The organism is Snodgrassella sp. ESL0323 (genome assembly GCF_013346865.1).
Taxonomy (GTDB): Bacteria; Pseudomonadota; Gammaproteobacteria; order Burkholderiales; family Neisseriaceae; genus Snodgrassella; species Snodgrassella alvi.
In genome coordinates, this window is the sequence record NZ_JAAEDT010000028.1 from 23131 (window position 1) to 39303 (window position 16173).

Sequence of the window (16173 nt, forward strand, 5' to 3'; positions counted from 1 at the left end):
AATTATCATAATTAATATTTTTATTTCAAATATCAAAGCACCGCACATATAACTTTTATCATGATAGGAAACAAAAACCCTGTGTAATAAATGTCATGGTAAATATTAGCCCTAATAAATGAAAACGTTTGCAGCTATTTTTTTTCCGACATAGTTACGACAATTGAGTTTATCCTAGCGATGAAACAAAAAATTTCAAAAATATCTAAAAAATAAATAAATTCTTATGACGACAAAGATGTTATTTAAAGTCTGACATATAATTTACTAGGCGCGATAAGCCAGTTGGTACTCGAATGGTTATTGTCCGCTTGCCAGACGGTAAAATGGAAAAGTTTGAGGCTAAAACAATACCCGAATGTAACAGCTGGTAATCACAATCAGCCGATAGTTTCTTTCAATTAGACTTTGAGCCTAAAGCGGGTACTTATACAACCTTAGAAGCAACTGATGCTAGTATGTTACGCATTCCTAACAGTGTTCTTTTTGATTACGCCAACTTAAACAAGGTCAATCCACAACAAATTAATCTCAAAAGATGGGATGGTTATTACATGAATAAATCATTCGGTATTCGCCAAATTAAAGATCGTTACGACAATACCTTAAGCTATACCCATAGAGCACTGTTTATCAAAACACCAGACGAGTGGATTAACTCATTATTTGAATACCATCATCGCCTGTATGATTATATATGCTTGCATACTGAGTTTTTAGATGAGGGCTATTGTTTATGTCGGGAGTGAGGTCGTAGGAGAATGTATAAGCTTAATCTTAAAACAAAATAATAGAAAAATCTTATATGGCATATTATGGTAAAATTTACTTATTTTCTAACTTTAGGAATGATCTTTTAAGATACATACTATAGCCATGAAGAAAACTATCTCTTTTATCTCGTTTTTTTTATATATTTCCCTTACCTTTGCAGAGGTTTCCCTAAGACCTGGGATATACCGTCTTATCCCAGAAGACTGGCAAAATGATGTAGATACAAGTCATCTAACTGGTAACATCACTGCCGGCGAAAAGACAGAAGTAGAGATACAGCATGCTATACCTGCATCATCCCAGATAAAATATGCTATTGTTTCACGTGCTAAGGTATCAGATAACCGAGATATTTCAGAAAATAAAATGATGTTTCTTGAACAGGAGAACCCAGCAGCTACTGAAAAAGACGCAAACGCTTTTTGTAAAAGGTATACATGGGCAAGTAGATGGAGTAAATCTAATCTTTATTGCTACGCTTACAAAGCAGATGAAAACATAGTGTCACATGAACCCTTATTTAAGTGGGATCAGGAATCATTTGCTATCCGCTGGGTTAGTAAAAAACAGCACATAGATTCACAATACACACCCGCCAAGCACAAACCTGCTAAGAAAGATTTCCCATGTTTGTCGGATGGATGCGCCCCTGACATCACCATAAAAAATTACAGGCAAGTTTATTATAATGATGTGTTTAAACTAGAAACACCACAACCTTATCAGGACATTTTATACCTTAATGAAGATATGCCCCTGTATCAAGAACCAAATCAAAAATCCCCTATTATTAAACAACTTTACAAAGGAAATTCTGTCGCTTTTATATTAAAAACTCCTGACTGGTATCAAGTGGATGATATCTCTGCTGATGGTGTCATTACACGCGGTTGGATTAATCGTGATGATCTAATAAAAGTCCAGTGGTACCCTCAAAAAGCTAAGACACCACTATTTCGCTTTCTGGTCGCGGTAGATGAAACTACTAACTCTCCTGTCGCCATTGCCGTGATAGACCGTAAAACAAATAATCGCGTCCAAGTATTACGTAATATTTACCCGTGTGAACCAATTAAAAATTACGTCCATGTACTACAAGATCGTGATATTCTCACGTGTGCAAAAATTAGTGATGAAAACGATCCGAATGCATTTAAGTCTGATGAGCTAATAAGGCTCGTAGATGCCAATTTCGATAAATACCCCGACTTATTGATGTATGGCTCATCAGGTGGAGCAGGCCCTAATAATACAGATAATTATTTTTTATACTATCCTAAAACGCGACACTTTGTATTTAATAAAGAACTCTCATCCATGCCACAATTAGGGTTTGATTCTAAAAACCATACAGTGATTACCTCAATGCGTGGTAGCTGTTGTGATCATTATTCTGAAACGTATCGATTTATAAATAATCAACTTACATTGATTAAAACTTGGGAAAGTCATGCTGATCCATCTGGTAAAACCTCTGAAACAACAGGAACGCTAAAAAATGGAAAAATGCATTATAGAACAAGAATATACAAAGATAAATCGCATTAAAATTCAGCATATTGAGCGGTATTTATTGCTTGTATTGACGCGGTAAGACAGCCCTATTTCTGTTCAGTAGACGTATATATAAGGATATATGAAAGATTATCCAGACTATATTAAAGAAACCTTTAATAACATGGCAGAACTATCTGATACCGAACAGTCAAAAGACAAACCGCAAACATCTAAACCGTGGTAAAAACCGATAAAAATAAATGGAGCATTAACAATGATTGGTATGTTACGCTGGGAGATTACTGTGTAGCTTTTGTTAAATGACGAAGATTATAATAAGCCAACAAAGAATGTCCTTTTAGCACTTGTTGCTGTATTGCAGGACGCAGTTTTAGTGATAATTCTGATGATGAAAATATTTTAATAATAAGAGACGAGCGGTTTCATAAATGATTAGAAAATGGCGATGATACTATTATTTTTATAAAAGTTTTATAGAATCCGATTATTGGATAGAACTACACAAAGTAAAGAAAGAGCTCTCACGGGCAGCAGAGCCTGAGTTTTATACTGACATTCTTAAATCTGTAGAATTTGATTATTTGGCTGAGTTAATTAATACCTGAATTTTAGGGTTAAATACTATTCGTTAACAAGGACTACAGTATGTAATCAATTTTTTAAGATTCCCTGCTGCATTATTAGCACTTTTACTTCTTTGCGAATCCAATTAATTCAGCCTTTTCATTGCTATCCAAGCTAGACACCTCTTGTTTGCTCAGTCTTTCACTTATAATCAACAAAGCTTTACCGAAGTGACAAAAACTAAAAACCTCATTGTTACAAACATCCGGAAAACATCAAACACAGCCATTCATATCGATTCACCATAACAATACAATTCTGAAATTATTGACAATAATTTTCCTAGTCTATACTATAATTAATAAAATAGTAAGGTCGCTAACTAATTTATAGAAATAACCGTATGCAACTTGAAACCCGTTATTTATCCTTTTGTAATGTTCTGGAAAAAGAAAAAATTGCAGATCTGGATAAAATTAAGACATGCTTTACTCTATTATCCGTTGCAAACACTATTGATATTGAATGCGCCAAACGTCTGCAGCAATTTCATTTATCTGAAAGCAGGCTGATTATTTTAGTATTGTTAAAAGAATACCCTGAGCTGTCATTACAAGAAATTGCTAAATTATTAGGTATAACCAAAGCATCAACAACAACACTAATCAGCTCATTAGTTAATGAAAAACTGATTTCAAAAAGAACTGCCAGTCAGGATAAAAGAATTTCCCTCGTCTCGCTAACTGATACCGGCACTAATCTGGTAGAAGAAATTCTGCATCAGCACAGCCAGTGGATAGAAAAAATAACCCAAAATTTATCTGCTGAAGAATTAACGATATTTAAAAAAATTCTGCAACAAATTCATCAAAACGTTTCACAACAGGAAAGTCATAATGAAAGTCATTGAAGAGCTAAAATCAATACAGCAAGATATGTTTACCCAGTTACCTGCAGAAGTATTGAATGTAATGGGAAATTCATTATCAGAAATGCTTACGCAGAATTTAGATTGCCATGCCATAAAAAGCGGAGATACCGCACCAGATTTTTCTCTGGTAGCGACAAATAATCAAAAAATCGAACTCTATAAATTGCTGGAGACAAAACCAGTCATTCTCAGTTTTTTCCGGGGCAGCTGGTGCCCGTTTTGTGTTAAAGAATTAGAACACTTTAACCAAAATCTGAAATTAATCCTCGATACTCAAGACGTTCACTTTATCGCTATTTCTCCGCAAAAACCTGATATCAGCGCTCAATTAATACAGGAACACAATATTAATCTGACTATTTTATCTGATACGGGTAATCAGATAGCCAAACAATACGGTCTGGTATTTACCCTACCAGAGGATGTCAGAAATTTATACAAAAACTTAGGTGCAAATCTGCCGGATTTTAATGGCGATGACAGTTATCAGCTGCCCATACCAGCCACTTATATTATCGGCCAGGATAAAAAAGTTATCTTTTCCTATATCAATGTCAATTACATGGAAAGAGCTGACACTTCGGAACTAATCAAAGTACTGAAAAAAGATTAAGCCTGCCATCATCATGATTTCATCCATCACAAAGCGCCAAAGCCAGCAGGCTGAAGTGCTTAACATAATGCCCGTGCATGTCTGTATCATCAGGAATAGCGGCTAAATAATATTTTCCCGATTGTTACAGATATACACAGACATCGTATCCGGCCTTAAGCATATAAGCCGGTACATCATGCATAAATCAGATGAGTTTTACTGAAACTCCGGATCCGGTTTTTCGGTCAGGCGGTTACGCAAATCGCGGCGGAAGATTTCAATTGTCCACATCCACAATAGCGTACCAATAAGTTCGGAAAACAATTCATCAAACGGCAGATTCCATGGTGCCGGAGATAAATTCAGCACCGGCAGCATAATACCGTGAAACAGAATAGTTACACCAATACCAAAAGCCAGACCCTGCCATAATTTAACTTTAGGAAAAATTTCAGCAGCCATACAGTAAATAATAGCCCATACAATTGAAAACAGAATATGTATGGTACTACCACCCCAGTTCACTACCTGATCTGAATAGGTGTAAACCATGCTGTGAATATCAATACCCATATCCTGAATCATCTGAATGGGAGGTGCTATACGATCCGGGGTTCGTGGCGGCATTATTCCTTCCGTACCTGATTTCACAAAAGCAGAAACCAGACCGCCCATAATACCGGCAAAAAAGGCTACACCGTAATTGCGACTGGATGGTTGTGTGCGAGTAAACAGATTAGACATAATTATTTCCTCTTAATGTAATAATGATTACTGTTTTTTTCTATTAATTAACCCAAAATTGGGGTCGCAAGTGTAAATGCATATTTAATGCTAAATCAAGTAAATTTACCCTCCGAATATCTCTCCAGTAGAGCATAAATAACTGTTTAAAAATCTGAATGGCTGTTTAATCAGCAATATACTGATTTTGTATACCGGAAAATCCAAATACCTCTCATCGAATTTTCACTGCTCAAACCACCAATTCATTTATAGATAAACAAAGTAAATTATTCTTCCCGGCAGATATAAACCGGCTGTTGTCAGATAAGCAAAAACCCTGTATCAAACAGGGTTTTCAAAATAAAACTTAACTACCAGCGGGTACTACCCGCCCACTACCGGTCTGACAATATCTACTTTATCCTGCGGCTGCAACTGATAAACAGAATATTGTTTTTTAGATACAAAACAAGTATTTACCGAAACAGCAAATGGTGATTCCGGCATCAGCTGCTCCAATAGATCAGCCACAGTATTACCATTAAAATCAATTACATCATCATTAACACTAATATCCATTAATCTGTTTCTCCATTGTCATTTTCCGGTAAAACATCAATATTATAACGTGCCGGCGCATCCGGAATGGATTGCTGCTGCATTAAGGCCTGTAATACCCGTACTGTCGCAATACTTACTGCCGGCGAAATCATAAAACCGTGCCGGAACAGACCATTTACAGCCACTACATGATTTTGCTTATCATAACGTATTTCCGGGCTCTCGTGATTAAGTGTCGGGCGCAGTTCGGCCATACTTTCCAGAATCCTTGCTTCACCGAATGCCGAATGAACAGTATGCAAAGCAGACATCAGCTCCAAACCGCTGCGCACACTCAGATTACTGTCATCTTCACTTTCAATCTGTGTAGCACCGATAACAAACAACTTATTCTGTTTGGGTGCAATATAAATAGGATAGCGCGGATGCAATATCCGTACCGGACGATTAAGCTCAATATCAGGCGCATAAACCCGCAGCACCTCTCCCCGTACCCCGCGCAGACGGCTATGACCATGGCTATTCCAGTTACTTTTGCCGCCATAGCCGCGGCAATCCAGCGTCCAGTGAGCCAGACCGGCACATTCAGCCAAATCACTGCTCTGCTCCCAGTGACAGCTAACCTGTTTTTGCTCGAGCACATCGGCCAGAGCCAGTAATGTCTGGCGATTATCCAGCTGCCCCTCGGTCGGTAAAAACAGTCCCTGCTTAAAACGTCCGGCCAGCTGTGGTTCGTGCTCACTGATTGCCTGTTTATCCCACATCTGCCAGACGCTGTTATCCTGATGGGCACGCTGCAAGTGATTAGTAAATTGTTTTGCTAACGCACGATCCTGCGGATGCCATACAATCAATGAACCATTTTGCTGCATAAATACCGGTGTTGGAAACGAATCCACCCACTGGCGCCAGACAGGCAGACTGGTATAACCCAGTTGTACCACAAGCGGCGTTGCTTCTACTGCTTCAGCTGTAGGTGCCAGCATAGCTGCCGCTGCAAAAGCAGCAGCGCCTTCACCATTACGTTTACCGGCATTAAATAATATTACTTTACAACCCTGCTCTGCCAATAACCAGGCAGTCAGACGTCCCAATAAACCGCCTCCCAGCACTGCAACATCATATTGTTTCATCGTGCACCCATTTTTGTTGACTAGAATTTGTATTCAATTTCAGCCTGCATCCGGTACCATCAGCACCTCATCCAGACAAAATATTACACGGCTTTCATTTAACTGTTCCTTGAATAAAACTATCTCTGCAGGTATAACTTCATATTAATCGTTACAAGTATGCATCATCATGGCCAAGGTTTTTCCGTTACACCCGAAACATCCCGAACGAATCTGCTGGGGTTGTGATAAATATTGTCGTGCTGATGATTTGCAATGTGGTAATGGTTGCATCCGTATTCCGCATCCCTGCGAAGATTTCGGCGAGCAATGGTATCTAGACGGAGACTGGTCTGGCTTGCTTTCAGAAGCACAGCGCGCACAGATTGCCGCCGCCGGTAAACCCTCTTTACCGGAAGAGAAACCACATAAACCGCATATCAAACTGGCGTTAAAAAAGTAAGCTGTCCCTAATGTAACAGCAAATACACTTACCTGTCAGAACCCATGTCGCAAAAAAACAATTTCTTTAATCCAGCTCATAATTTTGAAACACACAAACATGTGGCGCACATCATGCTAAGTCAATTCAACATGAACCGGACTGAGCATTAAACTAGATTTATGATTAAAAATCATATGAATATATTTTTAAACCAGATACAAGATTGAAAACAGACCTGAAAAATTACCACGCTATTCATATTACAGAAAATAGTGGCTGTGCAATACAAAATAAAATGATTCTGAATGACGATATTACAGTATAAAAACTGTATTCTGGTAAAATTCCAAACCTGTATATATTATATTTATTTAAAATGGTAGATTCTTTCAGCTAAACCAATACCTGAAACAATATTGCAAATAGTGACCAGCAGCGGACAGCAACCAAGTCGGCATGTGCGCGCAGAAATGGTTCTCATTTCAAAATAACAGCAAATAAAAATAAAACGCCTGCAAATATCTGCAGGCGAGTATTTAATACCGTAATATTTCCTCTATCTTTAAATTATGCCTCTGTATTCTTGGCTTTTTTCAGATCATCGTCTGTGTAATAAACTGTAATTTATGAATTCAATTTTGGCAATAGTTTGTAAATATATAGCACCAAAAGACAACAATCTATCTCTTTATAACTAAAATTATTGATAAAATTTCTCAAAAGAATAGATTTATTAAAATTTATTACCAGAATTTAAAAAACAGGCAGATGATATTACTATCATCTGCCTGCTGTATAACAAAATTACAATGCCTGCGGGCTTGTAATATCCCGCTTAGTTCATCTGTACTGCCTGAATTGCCGTCAGTGCAATGGTATACACAATATCTTCAATCAGGGCACCACGTGACAAATCATTTACCGGTTTATTCAGACCCTGCAACATCGGACCAACACTCAGCACATGTGCACTGCGCTGTACTGCTTTGTAAGTAGTGTTACCCGTATTCAGATCAGGGAATACAAATACAGTTGCCTGACCGGCTACCTTGCTGTCCGGTGCTTTCTGTTTGCCCACACTTGGTACGCTGGCAGCATCATATTGTAAAGGACCGTCAATATGTAAATCAGGACGTTTTTGCTGTGCCAGTTTGGTGGCTGCGGTAACAGTTTCAACATCAGGACCACTGCCGGATGAGCCAGTAGAATATGAAATCATTGCTACTTTGGGTTCAATACCGAATGCTTTAGCAGAATCGGCAGACTGAATAGCAATATCAGCCAGCTGTTCAGCTGTAGGATTCGGATTAACAGCACAGTCACCATATACCAGAACCTGATCCGGCATCAGCATAAAGAATACACTGGATACCAGACTGGCCCCCGGCGCAGTTTTAATCAGCTGCAAAGCCGGACGAATAGTATTGGCTGTTGTATGTACAGCACCGGATACCAGACCGTCTACATCACCGGTAGCCAGCATCATTGTGCCCAGAACTACCGTATCCTGTAACTGTTCAGCAGCCTGTTCCGGAGTCAGACCCTTGCTCTTTCTCAGTTCTACCATTGGAGCAATATAACGTTCACGGATACTGTCAGGATCAATAATTTCCAGAGATGCAGGCAAAGTAATGCCTTTAGCCTGAGCCACTACTTCCACTTCTGCTTTTTTGGCCAGCAGCACACAACGGGCGATACCTTTATTTTCACAAATTGCAGCCGCAGCAATAGTACGCGGTTCATTGCCTTCAGGCAGAACAATGCGTTTATTCGCCGCACGGGCACGTGCCATCATCTGATAGCGAAACGCTGCCGGTGCCAGATGTGTTGCTACAGGTTTCGCCAGTTCACTGCCCAGCACATCTGCATTTAATTGTGCCGCTACCGCTTTAGCAGCTTCCTGTGCCTGTGCAACCTGTACATCTGCTGGTACAGTAACCAGACCGATACATTCCAGCTGCTTACCATGTTTAGCCAGTTCAGCCTGAACATCCGCAGCAAAACCGGCAGACGGTACATTCTGTGCATCCGCAGTTAAAATAAATCCACTGATTTCAGTATGTCCGTGTGCATAATCATGCAAAGTCAGTTGTAATTGTGCAGCCACCGCCGCTGCTGTCTGACCGGCCATTGCTGCTACCAGAATTACCCGGGCATTCAGTGCAGCCGCAATTTTCACATTCTGTGCCGGCAGATATGTACGGCCTGCTTCAGGTATTGCACCTTCAATAACAACCACATCGTGTTTAATTTCGTCCATCTCGTGGAAAGCAGCAACAAATTCTTCTACTACATCATCTGCCTGTCCCTGATATACACGTTCATCCAGATTATTTAGAGATTGCAGTACTGGTAATTTCTGATTCAAGACAGCCTGTACAAGTTCAGATGTATTATCCTTAGCCACATCTTCAGCAATTGGTTTAAAGTACAAAGGCACATGACCTGTTTGTACAAATACCTGCGCCACGCCCAAACCTACAGCAGTTATATTTGTCTGAGTTCCTGTCGGCACCAGCAAAAATTGTGACATAAACATCCCTTTCATTTAAATTACACTAGCAGCAAATACTGCACTTATTTTATCGCTAACGATTATAATTTACTTCGCTGCGCTATATTATAAGTTACATCAATTTTTGCATGAAAAAACATAAGCCGGCCGGATATTGCAACCACTAACCAAGTCATAAGTCATTATCTGCTCAATTATTTCCTGCCTGAGTCAGGCAGCAGCATCAGCACAGCATTACTAATTTTTACTCAAAAATTATTATAAAAAACATTAGTTTGAACTAATAAAATCATCCAAATCTGTCAAATAACTGTATATGTTTATTTTTGCTATTGCTGAGTTTCGCCTTTGATATTTATTTTATATCGCTAATTTCGTATTTCTGTATTTTCTGTTTTTTATATACGCTTTTGACAGGCTTTATTCATGCATTATTCGGGCATTTAAATTTCAGAGAATGATGATGGCAAATTATGAATCATTTATTTCTGACTCTTGCCCAGAAAATAGCTATACCGGCTTTCGCTTTAAGTAAGCCATAGCATTGCAGAAACAAAAGCTAAGCAATTTTTGCTTAGTAAGCTTAAGCATGAATAATGGCCATTAGCAATTTCTCAGCTATTCTGAGTGTTATGGTGTTCACATTTTCTTTAGCTTTTAGCGGGTACTCATGATGAAAAAAATCTCTTTATATTCCATTGCTTTTGCTTGTTTTACTTTATGTACTTTATATCTATACGGAAGGAGCGATATGGTCAGCTCAACAACCCGAGCAACTGCATCCAATACGTCAGCAAATAATACTACCAGAGCAGCTGCATCCAAAACATCAGCAGATAATACTGCTGGATTAACCACTGTAGCAACTTCTTTTAGTGCGCCCACCGGTATTGCTTTTGATAGCTCAAATGCCATGTATGTTACCAACTGGTCTGGCAATTCAATCACTAAAATAACTGCCGACGGTGAGCGTAAAACTATTTATTCCAATATTTCTTCTCCTGCCGGTATTGTAATTGATGCAGAGGATAATATTTACGTATCATCATACAGTGATGACTATATTCTCAAAATAACTGCTGACGGCAAAGCTGAAAAAATTTCTGATGGCTACCATACTCCGACAGGTATTGCTTTTTCCAATTCTGGAAATTTACTGATTACCAACCGCTCCACCGGAGAAATTGTGTCTCTTGATTTAAACAACCGTCGCAAGGAAATTATTGCACGCGGTCTATCCACTCCGGTTGGTGTAACACAGTTACCGGATAACAGTTTGGTTGTTTCCCAGTATAGTGGTCGCCTGACCTTAATCCGCCCGAATGGTCAGCAAACAGAGCTGGGCAAAGACTTCAACCGGCCGGGAGTAGGTATTGTCACTGTTTCGCCAAATGTGGTTGCAGTGATTGATAATGGCGCTGATATGGTACGCACAGTTGATATTAAAACCGGGACTGTACGTAAATTAGTTACCTCTTTACCGGGAGCAGTAGCATTGGCCTTACATAATAATCGCTATTACATAGGTACATGGCAGGATGGCACTGTTTATGCTTTTAATCCTAAATAGGATTAAAACGAAGAATGAGTGTTGGCTACTTAAATGTTTATATAGCTTATATACGTAACAACTCTGTGAACAGGAAATTCGCAGATCAGATGTCTGATAATTAAAAGATACTTATGTAAAAAAACCTGAATGACCTTATAAGCCATTCAGGTTTTGTTTTAGAAACTGGTTTGAGCTGTTTATTGAAACTATTGCCTATCTAATAGATAACTAAATGGAAATTAGAAGACAAATACAATTTATATTCCGCCTAGTAATAGAATTTTTTAATTACTTAGAGGAAAAGGGTAACTTTATTCTTATAATGTAATGCTTGAGTTCATTTTTTTAAAAGTATCTGCAATTTTAGTGTTAATTCTACATAACAAAATTAAGCAAATAATAACAGGATAAATTAAATATTTGATACTTTGATTTTTTCATTCTATAAAATCATATATTGTAATGGTAATTATAATTTTAATTGCTATTAATCTGATCAGGTTTTAATAATCATAGCTCAACAAAATCTAAATTATCTTTATCTATTCTATAATGAAATTTATTTACTGAATCAATATGGTCACTGTATTCATCTAATGATAATAGATAGATATCCCCATCAAGATCTATATAGTAATATTGACTACTTAAATATAAAGCGGCAATAGTATTATAAGAATAGCTAGCTAATAGAATTTGCTTTTTAACTTCTTGTTTATAAACTAGTGATAAATTTACTTCATATACAATTTTATTGAGTGAAAAATCAAAGTAATTGGCTGTTTCATATTTTTCACTATTTATAACAAGTTCAAAATCTCCATCCCGATAGATGGTCTTTTTTTTATCAATTAAATCATATAGTTTAGTAAAATCAAATTTAGTGGTATTCAAAGGACAACGTTTTCTATCTAATTCACGTTTTTTATTAGTAAATTTCATACTGGTTTCATCATTTATTGCGCAATTATCAATTAGCTCAGACAAATTAACATCTTTTACAAATGGAGCACCAGTATATTTTTTATCAATAATAAAAGTTTGACCATAACAAAAACAAAATGATAAATTGACTAATAATAACCAACCTAAATAATGAGATATTTTCACCACCTCTCCTTAGTTATAAAATAAATTGAGTTAATCAAATAAATATTTTTGATTTTATCTTTGACGGATAACTGTTTCTTTGATTTTTTTAAAAGTACCAGAACTACCCATCTGATATTCAATTTTTGCTAAAACATGAATATCACCTGCTTTTAAGTTATCACCATTATCATCAATAAGCATTTGCTCCATTTTATTTACTGTTATTCGTCCATCGGCCTGTATTTTAAAATCACTCCACCATAATGCTTCACCTTCAGCATTTAGCCGTTCATCTAATGTTATAGCATCAATAAAATTTCCTTGTTTATCATAACTATTTAATTGAAAGAAAAATATTGCATCATCGCCATATGTTCCATAGACCATATAAATAATACCCTTATATAAAATATTTTTATAATTAAAATAAATCGCAGGATAATAAAAAGAATTTTTATAAGAAAATCTAACTAATTTGGGTGTATAGGCGTATTCTTTAGCTGAGAACCTTATTGGTATTTTAGGATTTGGAGATATATATAAAACATAGTCGTCACCTTTCCAATAATAATATTCAGTTGTTTCATTTGATGAATAAGGTAAGTCTATTTTTTTATAATGCTTAAGTTCATTTTTTATAGTATCTGCAATTGCCTTATTAACATTTCCAAACACAATAAAACAGATAATAATCGGATAAATTAAGTATTTCATTCTTTGATTTCCTTAACTTTCTTCATGTTATAAAATTGAACGTGCAAATAATGATCATGGTTTTCTGTATGTTTGGGATATAGTTTAAAGGTACACTTTATTGCTTTTTTATAGCTCCAGCTCAACATATTTGTTCAGCCAAATTTATACAAAACATCAATCCACGGATTTTGTCTATTAACATCCAGTTCTTCAAGATGAATTTGATATCAAGACTTGTATTCCCCCTTATATAGTATCTTGTTTTTTAATATTTGAAATATCCATAGTAATTCCTGCTGTCTGACAATTAAAAATAGTTTTTAAACAACTATAGATTTGCCAGTGCTCTGCTCATTTCAGCAATGTCTCCGCGCATATGAGACCAAAGATTAGTACGTGCCTCATCTAACTGCTCATCACGACTAAGCAATGTACCTTTTGTATATGCCGTATATTTTCTGGGAACATGTCCGTCAAACCAGTAATAGGTTTGTGATGAAGTACTTTTCCCACTGTAGCTGCGGTTTAATTCATACAATCCGCTTGTGTGCACCTCAGCATTCGTTACCGCTTCATTAATTGTCTTCACACTATATTGTTTGAAATAAAAATCTTCATAAACAGATTGCTCAATCATATTACCATTTTCATCAGCTACCTTTTTTGTACCCACTTTCAGATTTTCATATTTATCATTGGTCTGAATATTATCCTTATACTGCTGAAAATGACCGCGGCCCATACTTACATCAATCACCAGATTAGCTGATGCCGGGCTGTTTACAAAGCTCACATAGCTTTTTTGGAGTACGGAACGTATCTGGGAAGCCAGATAGTCATTTCCGCGGATAAGTATCTGTACCTGCCCTTTACGTTCATATACATCTGCCTGTCTGGCAGAATCCTTATAGGTGTTACCATAAGGACTGTACACATTACTGGCCGCACGGAACAATGCCGCTGCCTGCCGGTATTCACTCAATAGTCTTGCTTTGCGCACAATACCCTGCGCCTGCTGGTAGTGACCTTCCGCCTCAGCAGTACGCCATTTTTTTTCATAAATAGCGGCCAATTTGGCACTGTCCTTATAATTGCCCAAAGGCAGATAAACATCATGAGCTTTGCGGAAATTATCTGCTGCCTGTTTATAATTTTTGTCTCTGACATTAGCCTGTGCTTCGGTGTAATATTCCTGAGCAGCAGTTTTATAATACATATTCTGATTATCATCAGCGCGCTTTTTAATATCCTTGTAATTAAAATATTCATAGCCCTGGCGGTATAATTTAGCCTTGCGCAAATAATCAGCACTGTTTGCAGCCACAATTGCATTAGCCTGCTGATAGAACTGTATAGCCAGGGATTCTTTCAGACCGTCTACTGTATACAGACTTAAATACTTTTCAAGATAAGGGCTGTAACTTTTATCTTCCAGCTCGGTTTTTATCGCCAGTAACAGCTGATAGCTTTTAATCCGTAATTCATAATCAGAAACGGCAGACTGCTGAATGTTTTTCTGCGCCATTTCCACCAGACCGCCAACGGTAACTTGCAAATACAGAATATCCTTTTCTTTCCATGGCTTATTCTTTTGCTCAAGCTTCTTAGCCTTAGCGTTGAAATTATTAGCCAAAACTTTCACTCCGCCTACATAATCACCGGTTTTGAACTTGTCCTCCGGTTTAACCGGTAATGTACAGCTTGTCAGCAACAGACATAAAAAGACCAGTAAAATTTTTTTCATTTATCGATCTCCAGAGGCGCGAAAGTAGGCGCATGATAAAATACAAAAGGCGCATATTAACACTCGTTAACAAAACAGACAAATGCCTTTACTGCTATCCTGATTTCATTCTGTGCATAACATTATCCCATCGTCACAATTTCGGTATATCCTACCTGAATGATTTATAATTAAGTTAAAATAATTCCAGCAAACAGCATTAAAGCACTTAAACTTATAATATATTGCCGTAGCTGTATCAGCTAAAGACAACAGATAATGTTATTTAAGAAAAGAAACCCATATTACAACCCGGCTAAAAGTCACCATACGCCTTATGGTTTCTGCAATCTGGAACCTACAGTTATCAAACCCCTGGAAGTCTGTCGCTGGAACTGGGAAAGGCATATTCATCATCTGCCTAAGCCACCGCAAAACGGATATGAGCGTTTTGCGAGCGACTGGTATCAGCAACCGGACTTTACACTGAGCGGCAACCGGCTATGGTGGATCAGCCATGCCACACTGCTGATACGTTTGCAGCAATGTACCATTATTACCGATCCAGTATTTTCACAGCGGGTATCACCAGTAACATTTGCCGGTCCCAAACGCCGTACTCAGCCTGCAGCAAGTATTGCCCAGCTGCCTTCAGTAGATGTTATCGCACTGTCACACAACCATTACGATCATCTGGATAAGGCAAGTATCCGCCAGTTAGCCGAACGTTTTCCGTCCATAACTGCCGTTGTTCCCCTAGGTTTGAAAAATAAACTGGAACGTATGGGCGTACGTAATGTCATTGAACTGGATTGGTGGGAACAAATAACAATAAAAGATATCCGGTTTCATGCTGTACCGGCACATCACTGGAGCCAGCGCGGCATTTTTGACCGCAATCATACTCTGTGGTGTGGCTGGATAATGCAGACAGCCGCGGGAAGTACTACCTATTTCAGCGGAGATACAGGTTTCAGTGAGATGATGTTCCGGCAGATTGCCGGGCGATTTGCCCCGATAGACATGGCTGCAATCCAGACAGGAGCTTATGCACCCCGCTGGTTTATGCATAATCAGCACATAGATCCTTATCAGGCAGTAACGATTTTTCAAATACTTCAATGCCGTCAGGCAGTTGGCATGCACTGGGGTGCATTCGAACTGGCAGATGAACCCATAGATGAACCACCACAGCTACTAGCTCAGGCCTGTGTACAACAGCAGCTGGACAACAGCCGTTTTGAAAGTATCAAAATGGGAGCCAGCCGCCCTATTCCTGATTAAATTAAATAATAATAATAAGAAATTTCATCCCCAGCATATCGTTCCGAACGGAACTCACAGATTGCAAAATAAAAAATATTATCTT

At 37.9% G+C, this 16173-nt stretch carries 15 protein-coding genes; 7 read left to right on the plus strand and 8 right to left on the minus strand.

The features are described from left to right. The first annotated feature begins 458 nt into the window (after positions 1–458). The 4 genes from GY065_RS11445 (at position 459) to GY065_RS11460 (ending at position 4400) form a co-directional block, all read left to right on the plus strand. On the plus strand, positions 459–749 hold the full coding sequence (locus GY065_RS11445; RefSeq protein WP_157784931.1) for a hypothetical protein: 291 nt from the start codon (positions 459–461) through the stop codon (positions 747–749). A 127-nt stretch (positions 750–876) separates the two neighbouring features. Next, positions 877–2322: an SH3 domain-containing protein gene (locus tag GY065_RS11450; RefSeq protein WP_174834217.1), complete on the plus strand. Its 1446-nt coding sequence runs from the start codon at positions 877–879 to the stop codon at positions 2320–2322. A 937-nt stretch (positions 2323–3259) separates the two neighbouring features. After that, a complete protein-coding gene (locus tag GY065_RS11455; RefSeq protein WP_174834218.1) occupies positions 3260–3766 on the plus strand; it encodes a MarR family winged helix-turn-helix transcriptional regulator in 507 nt (168 codons plus the stop codon). Further along, a complete protein-coding gene (locus GY065_RS11460; RefSeq protein ID WP_174834219.1) occupies positions 3753–4400 on the plus strand; it encodes a peroxiredoxin-like family protein in 648 nt (215 codons plus the stop codon). Before GY065_RS11455 ends, GY065_RS11460 begins: the two co-directional genes overlap by 14 nt. 198 nt (positions 4401–4598) lie before the next feature. Here the strand turns inward: GY065_RS11460 and GY065_RS11465 are convergent, their stop codons facing one another. The 3 genes from GY065_RS11465 to GY065_RS11475 form a co-directional block, all read right to left on the minus strand. Then, positions 4599–5126 (minus strand): DUF1440 domain-containing protein, encoded by a 528-nt coding sequence (locus GY065_RS11465; RefSeq protein WP_172350012.1) that lies wholly within the window; start codon positions 5124–5126, stop codon positions 4599–4601. 366 nt (positions 5127–5492) lie between these two features. Beyond that, positions 5493–5687, minus strand: coding sequence for a sulfur carrier protein ThiS (gene thiS, locus GY065_RS11470; RefSeq protein WP_037394784.1), 195 nt, complete (start codon positions 5685–5687; stop codon positions 5493–5495). After that, a complete protein-coding gene (locus GY065_RS11475) occupies positions 5687–6802 on the minus strand; it encodes an FAD-dependent oxidoreductase (RefSeq protein ID WP_174834220.1) in 1116 nt (371 codons plus the stop codon). The genes thiS and GY065_RS11475 overlap by 1 nt, the downstream gene beginning before the upstream one ends. 169 nt (positions 6803–6971) lie before the next feature. On the opposite strand from GY065_RS11475, the gene GY065_RS11480 reads away from it, so the two are divergent. Continuing rightward, positions 6972–7244, plus strand: a complete 273-nt coding sequence (locus tag GY065_RS11480) for a DUF3079 domain-containing protein (RefSeq protein WP_025331601.1) — start codon at positions 6972–6974, stop codon at positions 7242–7244. An 817-nt stretch (positions 7245–8061) separates the two neighbouring features. On the opposite strand, the gene pta is transcribed toward GY065_RS11480, so the two are convergent. Continuing rightward, positions 8062–9759: a phosphate acetyltransferase gene (gene pta, locus GY065_RS11485; RefSeq protein ID WP_244621533.1), complete on the minus strand. Its 1698-nt coding sequence runs from the start codon at positions 9757–9759 to the stop codon at positions 8062–8064. A gap of 639 nt (positions 9760–10398) precedes the next feature. Further along, a complete protein-coding gene (locus GY065_RS11490) occupies positions 10399–10656 on the minus strand; it encodes a hypothetical protein (RefSeq protein ID WP_100116615.1) in 258 nt (85 codons plus the stop codon). On the opposite strand from GY065_RS11490, the gene GY065_RS11495 reads away from it, so the two are divergent. Then, positions 10655–11311, plus strand: a complete 657-nt coding sequence (locus tag GY065_RS11495; protein ID WP_100116614.1) for a PQQ-binding-like beta-propeller repeat protein — start codon at positions 10655–10657, stop codon at positions 11309–11311. The genes GY065_RS11490 and GY065_RS11495 overlap by 2 nt on opposite strands. A 492-nt stretch (positions 11312–11803) precedes the next feature. Here the strand turns inward: GY065_RS11495 and GY065_RS11500 are convergent, their stop codons facing one another. From GY065_RS11500 to GY065_RS11510, 3 genes are all read right to left on the minus strand, one after another. Next, the gene (locus tag GY065_RS11500; RefSeq protein ID WP_174834221.1) at positions 11804–12403 is read right to left on the minus strand and encodes a hypothetical protein; all 600 of its coding nucleotides are present in this window, start codon (positions 12401–12403) and stop codon (positions 11804–11806) included. Between the two features lie 54 nt (positions 12404–12457). Beyond that, positions 12458–13099: a hypothetical protein gene (locus GY065_RS11505; RefSeq protein ID WP_174834222.1), complete on the minus strand. Its 642-nt coding sequence runs from the start codon at positions 13097–13099 to the stop codon at positions 12458–12460. A gap of 310 nt (positions 13100–13409) precedes the next feature. Further along, entirely contained in the window at positions 13410–14825 is a 1416-nt protein-coding gene (locus GY065_RS11510) for a hypothetical protein (RefSeq protein WP_174834223.1), read from the minus strand. Positions 14826–15083: 258 nt separating this feature from the next. Between GY065_RS11510 and GY065_RS11515 the strand changes: the two genes are divergently transcribed. Continuing rightward, on the plus strand, positions 15084–16088 hold the full coding sequence (locus GY065_RS11515) for an MBL fold metallo-hydrolase (RefSeq protein WP_174834224.1): 1005 nt from the start codon (positions 15084–15086) through the stop codon (positions 16086–16088). Positions 16089–16173 lie beyond the last annotated feature (85 nt).